Source organism: Jeongeupia sp. HS-3, assembly GCF_015140455.1.
Classification (GTDB): domain Bacteria; phylum Pseudomonadota; class Gammaproteobacteria; order Burkholderiales; family Chitinibacteraceae; genus Jeongeupia.
Genome location: NZ_AP024094.1, coordinates 1,430,673 through 1,443,566, shown reverse-complemented (window position 1 = coordinate 1,443,566; position 12,894 = coordinate 1,430,673). Strand labels below are relative to the sequence as shown.

The window sequence follows — 12,894 nt, the reverse complement described above, 5'->3', positions numbered from 1 at the left end:
CCAATCCGGCTAGGCTGAACTAGCCTATTCGGCGACGTACGGCCATGCCCGTTTGCGGGTGCGTATCCTTGGCAAGCGGCTTATCATCGCGGTTCTGATGCACAGAGCGGAGCTGCCCGTGCTGCTTTCCCCTGAACAGTTCCTTGGTTTTCTCGCTGCCGCGATGCTGATTACCGCATCGCCAGGACCGGACAATCTGATGGTGCTGGGCACCGGTATTTCGCGCGGGCGCAGGCAGGGCATGGTGTTCGGCTTGGGATGTGCGCTCGGTTGTCTCAGCCATACGCTGCTGGCCGCGCTCGGAATCAGCGCGCTGATTGCCGCTTCGGCGCCGGCCTTCATGGCACTGAAAATCTGTGGCGGGCTTTATCTGGTCTGGCTGGGGATTCAGGCGCTGCGCAGCCGTGGCAACGCGCGCGTTGATGGCCGGCAGGCGCCGGCGGAGTCCTTGCGGCGCTTGTTCTGCAAAGGCTTGCTCGCCAATGTGATCAACCCCAAGGTGGTGCTGTTTTTTCTCGCCTTCCTGCCGCAGTTTGTTGTGGTCGCACGTGGCGGCGTCGGATGGCAGACCGCGCAGCTGGGGTTGCTGTTTACCGTACAGGCGGCGTTGCTGTTCGGGCTGCTTGGCTATTTCTCCGGTGCCGTCGGCCAGTGGCTGAACCGCTGGCCTTGCGCCGGCTTGTGGCTCGATCGGATCGCCGGGACGATCTTTATCGCGCTCGGGCTGCGGCTGATCGTGAGCCGCTGATGGAAGCCCACGACAACGTCGATAATCCGTTCATTGCGCTGCTCGGCATCGAACTGATTGCTTGGTCGCTGGATTATGCCGAGTTTTGCATGACCGTACGGCCGGATCACCTGAACCGGCAGGCGATGGTGCATGGCGGCGTACTTGCGACCTTGCTCGACGTGGCGTCGGGCTACGCCGGACTTCACGTGCCGCCGGATGCGCCGCCACGGCACGCGGTGACGCTATCGCTGGCGATCAACTACGTCGCCGCCGCGCGCGAAGGGCGTCTGACCGTCACGGCCAGGCGCACCGGTGGCGGCCGGACGATCTATTACACGCAGGCCGAGGTGATCGATGAAGCCGGTACGCTGATCGCCACGGCGCAAGGCGCGTTCAAATACCGCGCCTGACCTCGCCGCGCGGCAGCTGCGACAACAGCCGGAAGCCGTTGTGCGTGCCGCCGGTCACATAGCCGACCATCTCGCCTTGCTGCGTGGCTTTGGCGGTGAGCCCCGTTTCATCCTCATTGATCTCCCATTCCAGCTCACCGCACGTCACGCCGCCCAGCTGAATCGGGTAGCGCGGTGTTTTCACCGCCACCGGCATGGGGCCGAAGCGCACCGGAGTGGGCGTGCCGGCCAGGGTCTGCGCCAGCGCGTTGGCCGACAGGGTGATCGGCTGCAGATAGGGCAAGACCTTGCCGTCGATCTCGGCACAGTCGCCCAGCGCATGGACATGGGCTTGCGAGGTACGCAGGTGATCGTCGACGACGATGCCCGTCCTGGTGTCCAGCGCTTGCGCCAGTTCCAGTCGGGGGCGCAGCCCGGCGGCGCAAACGACGGTATCCACCGTGAGGATGTCACCATTGGCCAGCGTTGCGCGCAAGTGGCCATCGACCCGGTTGATCGCCTTGACCGAGGTATTGAAATGGAAATCCACATCGGCCAGTTCGGCCTGCAGTTGCGTGCTGACGATGGGAGGCACCAGTTTCGACAGCAGGCGGTCGTTCACATCGACCAGACTCACGCGCTTGTGGCGGGCGATGTCGTGGGCGACTTCGGTGCCGATCAGTCCGCCGCCGATCACCAGCACATGCCGGCTGTGTTCCAGCTGTTCGCGGTAGCGTCGGTAGTCCTGCAGTGTGTTGAGGGTCAGCATCTGATCGAGTGCGTTGCCGGCCATCGGCGGGATGTAGGCCTGCGCGCCCACGGCGAACACCAGCTCGCCATAGGGAATGCTGCGCTGCTCGAGGCGGACCAGCTGCGCGTCGAAATCGATGCCCAGCACCGTGGTATGAGCGCAGATCATCACCTTGAGCTCGGCTGCGATGCCGGCCGCACTCTGGCGGATCAGCCGCTCGGCACTGGCGCCATTGCCGAAGCCGTGGCTGAGCTGCGGTTTGGGGTAATCGGCGCCATCGTCTTCGGTGACGATGACGACGGGCCGGGTCTGGTTCAGCCGGCGGTAGGCGCGAGCCAGCGTATAGCCGGCATGACCGCTGCCGATGATGACGATGGGGCGGTTCATCGTGTTTCCTCTGTTCGGTGATCGGGCCGGCGTACCGGCCCTTCGGGTCAGGCAGGGCGTTCAGGCCGGGATGAAGTCGCTCTTGCCCATGAAGCAGGTCGGGCACAGGAAGCTGTCCGGCACGTCGGCCCAGGTGGTACCGGCGGCGACGCCCTGATTGGCGTCGCCCAAGGCCGGGTCGTAGATCCACGAGCAGGTTTTGCAGCGCATCTTGCCGCTGCTCTGGCAGCCACAGTCGCTGCTGGCTTCGACCTCGGGCGCAGCCAGCGTGGCGGCAAAACGCTTGCCGAACTCGACCGCGTCGGCAAGGGCGTCATCGGTCGGGCGCCATTCGGCGGTGATGCCGTCGTTGATGACCTTGAAGCCGGCCTCGCCAAGGCGCTTGGCGATCCGCGCGACCGCGCCGCCGCTCCAGCCGTGGGTGCCGAATGCTGCAGCGGTCTTGCCGCGAAAGCGCAGGCCTTCCATGTCCTCAAGCAGCGCGGCGACGTGCGGCAGCATCACGTTGTTGATCGTCGGGCTGCCGACGAGGATGGCCTTGGACTTGAATACGTGGGTCAGTACATCGTTCTTGTCGGTATTCGACAGATTGAACAGCTTGATCACCACATTGGCATCAACGGCGCGGATGCCCTCGGCGATCGCGTCGGCCATCATCCGCGTGCCGTTCCACATGGTGTCGTAGATCAGCGTGATCTGGTCTTCCTGATAGTTGTCGGCCCACTTCAAATACTGTTCGACGATCTGCGTCGGATTGTCGCGCCAGATGATGCCGTGGCTGGTGGCGATCATGTCGATCGGCAGCTTCAGCGACAGTACTTCCTCGATCTTGCGCGTCACCAGCGGGCTGAACGGCGTGAGGATGTTGGCGTAGTACTTGATGCACTCCTCGTACAGCTCGTTCTGGTCGCACAGGTCGTTGAACATCTGCGCGCTGGCGTAGTGCTGGCCGAAGGCGTCGTTGCTGAACAGCACCGCGTCGCCGGTCATGTAGGTGGCCATGCTGTCCGGCCAGTGCAGCATCGGCATTTCGACGAAGACCAGCTGCTTGCCGTTGCCCAGATCAAGCGAATCACCGGTTTTCACCACCTTGAAGTTCCAGTCCTGGTGGTAATGGCCCTTGAGCGATTTGACGCCGTTCTCGGTGCAGTAGATCGGCGTGCCCGGAATGCGCGCCATCAGCGCCGGCAGCGCGCCGCTGTGGTCGATCTCGCCGTGGTTGGCGATGATGTAGTCGATCTTGTCGAGGTCGATCTCCTTGGCCAGATTGGCGACGAACTCGTCGGCATACGGCGCCCAGACGGTATCGATCAGCGCGACCTTTTCTTCCTGGATCAGATAGCTGTTGTAGCTCGAACCGCGGTGGGTGCTGTATTCGCTGCCGTGAAATTCACGCAGTTCCCAATCCTGTTTGCCCACCCAGCGAATGTTGTTTTTGACCTGGAATCCCATCGTAAAGCCTCTCTGATACATTATTAATGTATAAAAAATACATCTTTAAGGGCGAGTAAAAGACATGAGACCGCGCCCCGTCGGCGTTCATGTCGAAAAATCAGCGTGTGCTGCGACCGCGCTGAATACACATGGCGAGTGTGAGCACGAAGCCGAGTAGCGCCAGCGCGTTGAGGTAGCCGCCATGCAGCAGTAGTGATGGATGGCTGACCATGCTGCCGATAACGCGGGCCAGCAGTCCCAGCTGCAGCAGCAGTAGCGGCAAGTAAAACACCGGCTGATAGCGAACCCGCAGCCCGGTCACCGCCGGCAGGATGATGGGCGCATGGCCGAACACCATGGCCATCACAAAGCCGACCAGCACCGCGTGCAGCGCGATATCGTCGTAGCCGCCACCGAGATAACCGCCGTTGATCCACAAGGTCACGGCGCCGAGTGCGAGCCAGCCATAGCCCGAGAGCAGGCAGACTGCGATGTAGCGCGGTAAGCCGCGTGCCTTGACGGTATGGCGGGCAACATCGAAGCGGGCCAGCCAGGCCGCCAGCAGCAACTGCGCTAGCGCAATCAGCCAGGCCTGCACCAGCGCCAGCCCGCACAGCAGCGCGATGGTCAGCAGGGTAAAGGCGGCCTCGGCCCCGCGCGGCCGTGGCGTCAGGCGGGAGAGTTCGAGTCGCTCGGCGGCGATGGTCAAAACCAGAAACGCCGTCCACCAGCCGAGCACGGTGTTGACCTCAAAGGCGGCAAGCCACAGCAGATTGCCGATCAGCCAACAGGCCGCGGCAATGCCAAGTAACAGGGTGAAGTGCTGCGGTTGCTTGCGCCAGATCAGTAGCGTCACCACCGTGAGCAAGGCGCTGGCGAGCGTTATCGCCCATGCGCCTTCAAGGCGATTGCATAGCAAGAGCACGCCACCGGCAAAGGCTGCCAGCGGAGCCAGCCACGCCCACGCCTGCTTGAAGGCCACCGCGCGTTCCAGCGCGATCAGCCCGCCGAATACGCCGCCTATCATCACGAAACCATGCCAGGCGATTGCACCGATGCTGGTCGGCAGCGTTGCGCCGAGCCGCAGCAGGCCACCACTCACCGCCAGATACAGCAACGGTGGCAGCGCAAGCAATATGAGCGGCCGTTTCATTCGCCATCCTTCCAGCCGAAACGCTGCCGCAGCGCCGGAGACATCCGGGCCGGCGTCCACACCGGCTCCCAGACCAGATCGACGTTGATCGTCATGCCGGCGGGGGCGATTTCCCCCAGCGCATGCCGGACTTCATCGAGGATCAATTCGCCCATCGGGCAAGCGGGGGAGGTCATGGTCATCGCCACCGTGATGGTGCTGGCGGTCACGGCAACGTCGTAGATCAGCCCGATCGCGACGATGTCTTCGCCGACTTCCGGATCAATGACGTTCGCAAGCGCGGCAAAGATCTGCTGGGTGGATAGCTGCATCGCCGCTCACCTTTAAGGTGTATTTTTGATGCATCAAATTTATCACGGCGACGTTTTGTAAATCAATATGTAAAATACACCTTATGAAACTCACGCTATTTACCGACTACAGTCTCAGGGTGTTGATGTACACCGGCTTGGCGCGCGAGCGCCTGGTGACGATTGCCGAGCTGGCCGATGCCTACGCGATCTCCTCGAACCATCTGATGAAAGTGGTGCATTTCCTTAGCCAGCACGGCTATCTGGCGACGCAACGCGGCAAGGGTGGCGGCATGCGGCTGGCGCGCGATCCGGCCGGTATCAATCTGGGCGAACTGGTACGGCTGACCGAAACCAACGATGTGCTGGTCGAGTGTTTCGATCGCGCGCACTCGCGATGCCGGATCGGCGGCGTGTGCCGGCTGACCGGGCTGTTGCGCGATGCGCAGGAAGCGTTCTATGCCGAACTCGGCCGCCATACGCTGGCGGACCTGTTGCAGCAGCCGGCGCCGCTGGCGCAGGTGTTCGGCATCGACCCCGCCAGCATCACCCGTCGCGACTAGGAGCGGTTAATGCCCTTGGGGCATTAGCGCTCTAAGAGTCTGATTCGAAATCAGCTCTCGGCTCCCGATGCACGCAGGAAGGCGCTCGGCATCACCGACGAGCTGGTGCGCATTTCGATCGGCGTCGAGGACCTGATCGCCCGATGTCGAGGAGGCACTGAAAGCAGTGTGATCTTCGGCATCAGCGGGCCGGGCGAGCCGTTGTCAGCACCAGCGACGGAAGCTTCTCGCCGGGCCGGTAATCGTTTCGGCAGGCCGGATCCTGATCCAGATTGCCCGTCGTCGGCTCGGCGTTCATGTTGGGGCCTATCCTGCCGTCGGGCTCCCGGACATTCCCCCAGTCGCAAAAGGTCCTGTAGTTCAGCTCATCCATATTGGGGATGCTGCCGACCTTCGCTGTCCGGTTGAATTTCGCTTCGATTGCCGGCCAGTCGAGTGCCGACACCAAACCGACGCGGATCGACTGCGCGATCGGTCCGTCGCTTCCGCGTTTCGCGCGATATTCGGCCAGCGCGCCGTCGATGGCGGTCTGCCGCGACGTGGCGCCATAGGCGACATAGACGCCGAACTTGCGCGTATCGCCTCGCAGATTCGGGTTTCCCGGCCGGAACGCCTGGATGATCGCGACCCAGCCGAATTCGAGCGCGATCGTGTCCGGGCAATGACTCATGCAGCCGTTGAAGCGATCATAGAAGCCGTACATCCGGTTCCCGATCTGCATCGCTTCGGCTTTCGAGCCCGCCACGATCCATCGCGGATCGCCAAGCGCGTCGATGCTGATCGAATACATCTGTGCCGGCTTGATATGCTCATAGCCCTTCGGCGCCTTGAGCACCGCGTCCTTTGGCGTCAGCCTCCGCGCCTGTGGTGTTCCGGCCGGTTCCGGGGATGGCTTGACCGGCGCCGGTACGGCGGCCTGGCGAACGGGCGCGGGAGTCGGCGCAGGCGCAGCCTCGGACGGCGGGCGCCAGTTGGGGAATTGTTCTCGCAGATAAGCCAGTTGCTCGCGTGCCGAGATCGTCAGCCTGCTCGCCGGCCCTTCGGTCTGCTCCAGCACCGCCGCATAGCGTGCCTGATAGCCGACATAGGCTTCATCGAAATTGCTCCCGCGATACATGTCCATTAGCGACAGCAATACCTGTCCTTCCTCTTTCAGCTTGGTCTTGTCGCCCTTTGCTGGTCCCGGCCCTCTCGACAGGACGTCAAGCGCGCGCAGGCGGAGTGCCCGCGCGTTGGTGGTATCGCCGCCCGCGGCATAGATCGCGGAGCGCCCACGCAGCAGCCGGGCGACCTCGTACCGATCCGGCCCCAGGTCGCGCACGGCGATCAGGATCCAGCGATCGAGAAGCGGAGCGGCCTTGGCCATCAGATCGGTGCGTTCCGTCCGGTAGCGATAATAATAGGCAAGCTGGTACGCGGCCTCGACCGCATTGGCGTTGCCGGGCTTGGGCGTCGCTTCGTAACAGGCGACCCCGCGCTCGTAATAGGCGATCTTGGCATCGAGTTCGGGGAGGCTATCGGACAGGCTGGCAAGCAACGCGGGAATGTAGCAGCTCCATGCCGGCAGACGCTGGCCGTATTTCTGCTCAAAGATCGCGAACGCGCGCTTATAGGCGGCCTGGGCACTGATGCGGTCGCCCTTGGAGAGCGAGAGCGAACCGATTCGGGTGAGGAAGTGGCCGACCCGTTCCGAGTTTGCGCCATCCGCCCCCTCCGCCAGCTGCAATGCTTTGTGTGTGACGGCGATCGCTGCGTCATATTGCCCGGCTTTCTTCAGGCGATCTCCTTCCCAGTCGAGCTTGTTGATCTCGACGTCCACCGGCCGAACGCTTTCCGTTTGCTGGGCCGAAAAGACTGGAGCGCTCAGGCCCATCGACAGCATCGCTACAGCCAGCTTCAATGCCCGTCCCATGTATTTCTCCCCTGTCCGTCGTCAGAACATTCGGTACATCTACGCAGCGTAGATTAGCGGAGTGCGGGCCTCGTCTTGGGGTTGATCTTAGAAGCTGGCTCGAAATTATCCAGCGTAGTTTCATCGCCTTGCGATGCAGCGTGTGAAGCGCTGGATCAAGGCGATGAAGAGCTAGGGATCAGGCTCTAAGAGACCAGATCGGCAAGCCGGCGGCAGGTTTCGCCGATACCGGCTTCGATGCGCACGTCGAAAGCGTGATCGAAGCGGGTTTCCGACAGATTGACCAGCGCGGTCGGCACGCCGGCGCGGCGGGCTTCGAGCGGAATCATGTTTACCGGGCCGACTTCGAGCGACGAGCCCATCACGATCAGCAGATCGGCCTGCGTGGCCAGCTCGAACGCCGGTTCGATCAGCGGCACCGCCTCGCCGTAGAGCACCACATCGGGCTTGATCACCATGCCGCAGCCGCGGCAGCGCGGCACGTCGTGCTGCTGTACCCAGGCCAGATCGTGGCCGGTGTGGCAGAACAGGCAAGTCGCACCCATCAGCGAGCCGTGCATCTCCAGCACCTCGTCGCTGCCGGCCTTGTGGTGCAGGCCGTCGATATTCTGCGTCAGTACCGATACGCGTTTGCCGTGGTTTTTTTCCAGATCGGCCAGAAAAGCGTGCCCGGCGTTGGGTTGATAGCCGCCGGCGAGCTTGATCTTGAAAATCTCCCGAAATGCAGCCCAGAAGCCGGCGGCATCGTCCATGAAGTAATCGATCGACACCACGTCGGCAAAGCTGCGGTTGCCGGTGAACAGGCCGTTCGCCGAGCGGAAATCCGGAATCCCCGATTCGGTGCTCATGCCGGCGCCGGATAGTACGGCGATATGGTGGGCGTGACGGATATGGTCGGCGAGGTGGTCGATGGCGGGCATGGGATTGAATTCGGTACGGGGAATGTGCGGAGTGTGCCGCGCCGCATCGCCGCTGGCAACGCGGCTTGTGCGCTTGCGCCGGCATCGTTTAAAACAAACGTATTAATGCCGGCCCGCATCGGCGCTGGCCAAGTGCCGTGCAATGCTTGGCCCACTTCACCATAACAAGGAAAACTCATGGCTCGCAGCAGTGCAATCCTTCGCCTCTGGCAACGCTGCACCGGTTTGCCGGCCGGGCGCTGGCTGTTTTCGAGACTGGTGTGCTTCAAGGCGCCGTACTTCGGTTCGATCTCGCCGCGCTTCACCGTACTTGAACCGGGTCGCTGCGAGTTGTCGATCGCCAAGCGCCGCAAGGTACTCAATCACATCGGTACCGTGCACGCGATTGCGATGTGCAATATGGCCGAGCTCGCCGCCGGCACCATGACCGACGTGACCATCCCGGCCACGCACCGCTGGATACCCAAGGGCATGAGCGTCGAATATCTGAAAAAGGCCGACACCGACTTGCGCGCGATCGCCACGGTGACGCCGCCAGCGGCCTGGGACGATGGCGCCGATCTGCCGGTGAATGTCGACGTGCTCGACCGTGCCGGTCAGGTTGTGGTGCGCGCGACGATCACGATGTGGGTGTCGGCGAAGAAGCGTTGAGTCCCGCACGGCGCTGCCTTGCCAGGGTTGCCGCGCTGTGGCTGCAGGTCAGCAGTACGGCGATCCAGATCGGCACATAGGTGCCCAGCCCGGCGGCGCTGAATGGCTCGGCAAGGAAAAGCAGCGAAATGATGAACAACAGCACCGGTTCGACATAGCCGAGTATCCCGAGCAGGCTGATCGGCAGCAGTTTGCTGGCGCCGAGATAGCAGGCGAACGCGATCGCCGTCATCGCGCCAAGGCAGGGCAGCAGCAGCCACAGGATAGGCGTGGTCAGCAGCGCGTCGGTCGCCAACGGATGGCTGATGATCAGCCAGATCGCGAACGGCACGATCACCAGCGTTTCAAGTAGGAAGCCGCTGACCGGATCGAGCCGCACCGCGCGGCGCAGCATCAGATAGGGCGGATAGCCGAGCGCGGTCACCAGCGTGACCCAGGAGAACGCTTGCGTCAGCCACAACTCGTGCAGCACGCCGGCGCAGGCAAACGCGACTGCCAGCCACTGCAGCTTGCTCGGGCGCTCTCGATAGAACACATAGCCGACCAGCACCATCACCAGCGGCAGCAGGAAATAGCCGAGCGTGACTTCCAGCAACCGGCCTTCCAGCGGCGCCCACATGAACAGCCACTGCTGTACGCCGAGCAGGAAGCCGCTGACCGGTAGCGCCAGCCACAGCACGGGTTCGCGCTTGAAGCGTGCCAGGGTCGCGGTGAACTTGGGCCAGTGCCGCAGCAGCGACACCACGACGATCATCCCCGGCACCGTCCAGACAATTCGCCAGGCGAAGATTTCCAGGCCGGTGAGCGGGATCAGCAGCGTGCTGAACCAGCCCAGAACGCCGAACACCACCGAGGCAATGACCGACAGCAGGACACCCTGGCCGGACAGCGTATTGCTCGTCATATGATTCAAATCTTTATCGTTATCGGCTCGATGTTAGCATCGCCGCGAAGCAGTGGGCTTGCGGCTTCTCCCTATGGTCGGCCCTGAACGACGGTGTTCGTTCATGACGCGCCCGGCGCCGGCAGGTATCCTTGCAGGCAAAGGCAACTCAAGGGGAATCAGCATGCAAAAACAGTTCAAACTCGACAAGACCCAAATTCAGGAGCTCGCCACGGGTCATGGCCTTTGTGTCGTCAGCGACATGATTACGGTTGAAGGCTACCCGGTGGGTTTCATGTACCGCGAAGAACCCGAGGACGATGCCGATAGCGGCTGGCGTTTCCTGTCGGGTTTCGAATCCGATACCTATATCGACAACAGCAAGAATTTTGCCGTGATCGACGTCAATATCGTCGCCAACTACGACGCCGCGATCATTCCCTTGCTGGGCTCGCCGGTTGGCGCCGAGTTCGACAAGGCCGAGGACGGCGTGACCTTCCTTGATGCCAACGAGGACTAAGCGCGGCGTGACTGTGCTGGGTTTGGCGCAACGATGAGTACGATTGCGGTTCGCGAGGACGAAGTCGAATTCAGCGCGATTCGCGCGCAAGGCGCTGGCGGGCAGAACGTCAACAAGGTGTCGAGCGCGGTTCACCTGCGCTTCGACATTGCCAGCTCATCCTTGCCCGAACACATCAAGCAGCGCTTGCTGGCCCTGAGCGATTCGCGCATCAGCAAGGATGGCGTGGTGGTGATCAAGGCGCAGCAGACACGCAGCCAGGAGCAGAACCGCGCCGATGCGCTGCTGCGTTTGCAAGCGTTGATCGACAGCGTCGCCGTCACCGCAAAAGCGAGAAGGGCGACCAAGCCGACCTATGGTTCGCAAAAACGGCGGCTGGAAAAGAAAACCCGGCATGGCTCGATCAAGGCGCTGCGCGGCAAGGTATCCGATTAGCCGCGTCCCGTTTGCGGTGCTTGCCATGCGTGTTGCCGGCTGGGCGCCTAGCCGTCGACGCGGAAACCGACCTTCAGCGTGACCTGCCAGTGGCCTAGCTTGCCATCGACAATATGGCCGCGCGTTTCAACGATTTCGAACCAATCCATATGCTTGATCGATTCGGCGGCCTTGGCGATCGCGTTGCGTACCGCATCGTCACTGCTTTGTGTGGATGAGCCGACCAGCTCGACCAGTTTGTAAACGTGTTCGCTCATGATGCTGTCCTCCGCCCGTATGGCAGTTTTCAGCATAGCCCTTGCTCATTGGCTCTGAATGACGGAGTCGAATGCGGGAAGGATGGACGAAAAAAAGCCCGGCAGAGCCGGGCTTTTTTGAATCACGACGGAAGTCGCGATGGACTTAAGCAGGCTTGATGTTCGAAGCTTGCTTGCCCTTCGGGCCGGTGGTGACATCGAAGGTCACGCGTTGGCCTTCGGCCAGCGTCTTGAAACCATTCGACATAATTTGCGAGAAGTGCGCGAACAGGTCGTCGCCGCCTTCGTCAGGAGTGATGAAGCCGAAGCCCTTGGAGTCGTTGAACCACTTAACGGTACCGTTAGACATGAGAATATCCCTTGAATCAGGTTTTTGAAAAATTGGGCAAAGCCCGAGCGCACGACAATCAAGGGATGTGGGGAGATACGAGGTACTGCCAGAGGCACTACGGATACCGACAACGTCACTGCTTGAAAATCCTGCGACTGTTGTTTTACGCGTTTTTTCCGAGCTGTGCAAGAAATATTTTCGCCATTGCGCGGATGAGATGCTGGACGAGCCGCGGTTACAGGGTGGGGCGAGTGGTCGGTTGGCATCGCTGACCAACCCTCTTGTCGACCTCTTTAACATGATCAAGGCTTGGCCGCCATGTGTCAGGTATAATGAAAAGATAACCATCTTTCGGGCCGACCCATGCATTGGGTTTGAGCCGGCCCGGATTTTCCCGTTCGCCAGTCTCGGTCTTGGGTTTTAACTGCGCGCTTGTTGTCGCGGTACAGCGCATCCATTGATCGGCAGCGATTGGGTTTCAACCCTATATATATAAGGATCACACATGGCCAAGGAAGACTCGATCGAATTTGAAGGTGTCGTACTCGAAGTGCTGCCGGATACGCGTTTCCGCGTTGAGCTGAGCAACGGCGTGCAGATTTCCGCATATGCCTCGGGCAAGATGCGCAAGCACCACATCCGTATTCTCGCCGGCGACCGCGTTACTGTGGAAATGTCGCCGTATGACCTGACCAAGGGCCGGGTGAGCTTCCGCCACAAGGACGTCAACGCGCCCGCGGCATCGTCGTTCCGTCGCCGTTGATTTCGATCGCCGCCGATCCGATCCGTGTAGTGACTCTTGCGCTGGTGCGCGAGGGCCGGCTGCTAACGGTACGCAAACGCGGTACGCAGCATTTCATGCTGCCGGGTGGCAAGCCCGAAGCGGGGGAGGCCGATAGCGATGGCCTGATCCGCGAAATTGCCGAGGAACTCAGCTGCGCGCTTGAGTCCGCCTCGCTCGTGCTGCTGGGCGAGTTTGCGGCTTCGGCGGCAAACGAGCCGGGCAGGGACGTGCTTGCCCGTGTCCACTTGGGCGAGCTGTCGGGCGATATATCGCTGGCCGCCGAAATCGAGGCGCTGCACTGGCTTGATCTCGACAAGACATCTCCGGTGTTGCTGGCGCCGCTTCTGGTAACGCAGGTCTTGCCGGCGCTACGCCGCATGACCGCACCTGCCTCCTAGTTTCTTTGCGCAGATCGCAATCCGATCGGTGTTCTCAGTTTTAAATCTGCACATTCACGGAACCGACTGGCACTCCGGATGGACACACCTCAGGCAAGGCCTTCCA

General features: G+C 61.8%; 17 protein-coding genes. 8 read left to right on the top strand and 9 right to left on the bottom strand.

Annotated features, from left to right (window positions below):
• Positions 1 to 118: 118 nt before the first annotated feature.
• The gene (locus JLC71_RS06730) at positions 119 to 748 is read left to right on the top strand and encodes a LysE family translocator (protein WP_200917980.1); all 630 of its coding nucleotides are present in this window, start codon (positions 119 to 121) and stop codon (positions 746 to 748) included.
• The gene (locus JLC71_RS06725; protein WP_200917979.1) at positions 748 to 1,140 is read left to right on the top strand and encodes a PaaI family thioesterase; all 393 of its coding nucleotides are present in this window, start codon (positions 748 to 750) and stop codon (positions 1,138 to 1,140) included. The genes JLC71_RS06730 and JLC71_RS06725 overlap by 1 nt, the downstream gene beginning before the upstream one ends.
• Here the strand turns inward: JLC71_RS06725 and norW are convergent.
• From norW to JLC71_RS06705, 4 genes are all read right to left on the bottom strand, one after another.
• A complete protein-coding gene (norW, locus tag JLC71_RS06720) occupies positions 1,124 to 2,257 on the bottom strand; it encodes an NADH:flavorubredoxin reductase NorW (RefSeq protein ID WP_200917978.1) in 1,134 nt (377 codons plus the stop codon). The two genes, JLC71_RS06725 and norW, sit on opposite strands and share 17 nt — an antisense overlap.
• 60 nt (positions 2,258 to 2,317) lie before the next feature.
• Positions 2,318 to 3,709 carry an anaerobic nitric oxide reductase flavorubredoxin gene (norV, locus tag JLC71_RS06715; RefSeq protein ID WP_200917977.1) on the bottom strand — a complete coding sequence of 464 codons (1,392 nt, stop codon included), beginning with the start codon at positions 3,707 to 3,709 and terminating at the stop codon, positions 2,318 to 2,320.
• A gap of 100 nt (positions 3,710 to 3,809) precedes the next feature.
• Positions 3,810 to 4,844: a DUF8744 domain-containing protein gene (locus tag JLC71_RS06710; protein WP_200917976.1), complete on the bottom strand. Its 1,035-nt coding sequence runs from the start codon at positions 4,842 to 4,844 to the stop codon at positions 3,810 to 3,812.
• Positions 4,841 to 5,155 (bottom strand): metal-sulfur cluster assembly factor, encoded by a 315-nt coding sequence (locus JLC71_RS06705; protein WP_200917975.1) that lies wholly within the window; start codon positions 5,153 to 5,155, stop codon positions 4,841 to 4,843. Before JLC71_RS06705 ends, JLC71_RS06710 begins: the two co-directional genes overlap by 4 nt.
• A gap of 83 nt (positions 5,156 to 5,238) precedes the next feature.
• On the opposite strand from JLC71_RS06705, the gene JLC71_RS06700 reads away from it, so the two are divergent.
• A complete protein-coding gene (locus JLC71_RS06700) occupies positions 5,239 to 5,697 on the top strand; it encodes an RrF2 family transcriptional regulator (RefSeq protein WP_200917974.1) in 459 nt (152 codons plus the stop codon).
• A gap of 181 nt (positions 5,698 to 5,878) precedes the next feature.
• On the opposite strand, the gene JLC71_RS06695 is transcribed toward JLC71_RS06700, so the two are convergent.
• Together JLC71_RS06695 and JLC71_RS06690 are read right to left on the bottom strand one after the other, a co-directional pair.
• Positions 5,879 to 7,609, bottom strand: coding sequence for a tetratricopeptide repeat protein (locus JLC71_RS06695; protein ID WP_200917973.1), 1,731 nt, complete (start codon positions 7,607 to 7,609; stop codon positions 5,879 to 5,881).
• A gap of 185 nt (positions 7,610 to 7,794) precedes the next feature.
• The gene (locus JLC71_RS06690; protein WP_200917972.1) at positions 7,795 to 8,529 is read right to left on the bottom strand and encodes an NAD-dependent protein deacylase; all 735 of its coding nucleotides are present in this window, start codon (positions 8,527 to 8,529) and stop codon (positions 7,795 to 7,797) included.
• 177 nt (positions 8,530 to 8,706) lie between these two features.
• Between JLC71_RS06690 and JLC71_RS06685 the strand changes: the two genes are divergently transcribed.
• Positions 8,707 to 9,180: a hotdog fold domain-containing protein gene (locus JLC71_RS06685; protein ID WP_200917971.1), complete on the top strand. Its 474-nt coding sequence runs from the start codon at positions 8,707 to 8,709 to the stop codon at positions 9,178 to 9,180.
• Here JLC71_RS06685 and rarD read toward each other — a convergent pair.
• On the bottom strand, positions 9,149 to 10,084 hold the full coding sequence (gene rarD / locus JLC71_RS06680; protein WP_200917970.1) for an EamA family transporter RarD: 936 nt from the start codon (positions 10,082 to 10,084) through the stop codon (positions 9,149 to 9,151). The two genes, JLC71_RS06685 and rarD, sit on opposite strands and share 32 nt — an antisense overlap.
• A 163-nt stretch (positions 10,085 to 10,247) precedes the next feature.
• Here rarD and JLC71_RS06675 point away from each other — a divergent pair, with 163 nt between their 5' ends.
• On the top strand, positions 10,248 to 10,583 hold the full coding sequence (locus JLC71_RS06675; protein WP_200917969.1) for a DUF2185 domain-containing protein: 336 nt from the start codon (positions 10,248 to 10,250) through the stop codon (positions 10,581 to 10,583).
• A gap of 33 nt (positions 10,584 to 10,616) precedes the next feature.
• A complete protein-coding gene (arfB, locus tag JLC71_RS06670) occupies positions 10,617 to 11,018 on the top strand; it encodes an alternative ribosome rescue aminoacyl-tRNA hydrolase ArfB (protein ID WP_200917968.1) in 402 nt (133 codons plus the stop codon).
• Between the two features lie 47 nt (positions 11,019 to 11,065).
• Here arfB and JLC71_RS06665 read toward each other — a convergent pair whose 3' ends face one another.
• The gene (locus tag JLC71_RS06665) at positions 11,066 to 11,275 is read right to left on the bottom strand and encodes a dodecin (RefSeq protein ID WP_200917967.1); all 210 of its coding nucleotides are present in this window, start codon (positions 11,273 to 11,275) and stop codon (positions 11,066 to 11,068) included.
• A 145-nt stretch (positions 11,276 to 11,420) separates the two neighbouring features.
• Positions 11,421 to 11,624: a cold-shock protein gene (locus JLC71_RS06660; RefSeq protein WP_200917966.1), complete on the bottom strand. Its 204-nt coding sequence runs from the start codon at positions 11,622 to 11,624 to the stop codon at positions 11,421 to 11,423.
• Positions 11,625 to 12,111: 487 nt separating this feature from the next.
• Here JLC71_RS06660 and infA point away from each other — a divergent pair, with 487 nt between their 5' ends.
• Both infA and JLC71_RS06650 read left to right on the top strand, forming a co-directional pair.
• Entirely contained in the window at positions 12,112 to 12,369 is a 258-nt protein-coding gene (infA, locus tag JLC71_RS06655; protein WP_200917965.1) for a translation initiation factor IF-1, read from the top strand.
• 29 nt (positions 12,370 to 12,398) lie between these two features.
• Positions 12,399 to 12,788: an NUDIX hydrolase gene (locus tag JLC71_RS06650; protein ID WP_236251012.1), complete on the top strand. Its 390-nt coding sequence runs from the start codon at positions 12,399 to 12,401 to the stop codon at positions 12,786 to 12,788.
• The last annotated feature ends 106 nt before the right edge of the window (positions 12,789 to 12,894 follow it).

What these genes read in the sequence shown, in the direction of transcription:
- arfB (WP_200917968.1), top strand. Translation starts at nt 10,617, where the DNA reads ATGAGTACGATTGCGGTTCGCGAGGACGAAGTCGAATTCAGCGCGATT.
- norV (WP_200917977.1), bottom strand. Translation starts at nt 3,709, where the DNA reads ATGGGATTCCAGGTCAAAAACAACATTCGCTGGGTGGGCAAACAGGAT.
- JLC71_RS06685 (WP_200917971.1), top strand. Translation starts at nt 8,707, where the DNA reads ATGGCTCGCAGCAGTGCAATCCTTCGCCTCTGGCAACGCTGCACCGGT.
- JLC71_RS06695 (WP_200917973.1), bottom strand. Translation starts at nt 7,609, where the DNA reads ATGGGACGGGCATTGAAGCTGGCTGTAGCGATGCTGTCGATGGGCCTG.
- JLC71_RS06710 (WP_200917976.1), bottom strand. Translation starts at nt 4,844, where the DNA reads ATGAAACGGCCGCTCATATTGCTTGCGCTGCCACCGTTGCTGTATCTG.
- JLC71_RS06700 (WP_200917974.1), top strand. Translation starts at nt 5,239, where the DNA reads ATGAAACTCACGCTATTTACCGACTACAGTCTCAGGGTGTTGATGTAC.
- norW (WP_200917978.1), bottom strand. Translation starts at nt 2,257, where the DNA reads ATGAACCGCCCCATCGTCATCATCGGCAGCGGTCATGCCGGCTATACG.
- JLC71_RS06690 (WP_200917972.1), bottom strand. Translation starts at nt 8,529, where the DNA reads ATGCCCGCCATCGACCACCTCGCCGACCATATCCGTCACGCCCACCAT.
- JLC71_RS06705 (WP_200917975.1), bottom strand. Translation starts at nt 5,155, where the DNA reads ATGCAGCTATCCACCCAGCAGATCTTTGCCGCGCTTGCGAACGTCATT.
- infA (WP_200917965.1), top strand. Translation starts at nt 12,112, where the DNA reads ATGGCCAAGGAAGACTCGATCGAATTTGAAGGTGTCGTACTCGAAGTG.
- JLC71_RS06675 (WP_200917969.1), top strand. Translation starts at nt 10,248, where the DNA reads ATGCAAAAACAGTTCAAACTCGACAAGACCCAAATTCAGGAGCTCGCC.
- JLC71_RS06725 (WP_200917979.1), top strand. Translation starts at nt 748, where the DNA reads ATGGAAGCCCACGACAACGTCGATAATCCGTTCATTGCGCTGCTCGGC.
- rarD (WP_200917970.1), bottom strand. Translation starts at nt 10,084, where the DNA reads ATGACGAGCAATACGCTGTCCGGCCAGGGTGTCCTGCTGTCGGTCATT.
- JLC71_RS06665 (WP_200917967.1), bottom strand. Translation starts at nt 11,275, where the DNA reads ATGAGCGAACACGTTTACAAACTGGTCGAGCTGGTCGGCTCATCCACA.
- JLC71_RS06660 (WP_200917966.1), bottom strand. Translation starts at nt 11,624, where the DNA reads ATGTCTAACGGTACCGTTAAGTGGTTCAACGACTCCAAGGGCTTCGGC.